Genomic DNA, 255 nt, shown 5'->3' with positions numbered 1-255 from the left:
AACATCTAAGTACCCGGAGGAGGAGAAAATAATTTAATGATTCCGCAAGTAGTGGCGAGCGAACGCGGAACAGCCCAAACCATTACGACACGTCGTAGTGGGGTTGTAGGACTTGTATAATTCAATACCATTTAACTGGAACAGTTTTGGAAAAGCTGACCATAGGGGGTGAAAGTCCCGTACAGGAATGGTGGTGTTGATGACGAGGATCCTGAGTAGGGCGGGGCCGGAGAAACCCTGTCTGAATTTGCGGGC

1 rRNA gene is annotated in these 255 nt (G+C 49.0%); it reads left to right on the top strand.

Annotation, left to right across the window (positions count from 1 at the left end):
* Positions 1 to 255: ribosomal RNA gene (locus DRW39_RS22145) — 23S ribosomal RNA — on the top strand; the annotation flags it as partial.

This window comes from Lewinella sp. IMCC34191 (genome assembly GCF_003390935.1).
In the GTDB taxonomy this organism is placed as follows: domain Bacteria; phylum Bacteroidota; class Bacteroidia; order Chitinophagales; family Saprospiraceae; genus Neolewinella.
The sequence above is the reverse complement of the archived record's forward strand: the minus strand, read 5'-3'. Positions and strand labels throughout refer to the sequence as shown.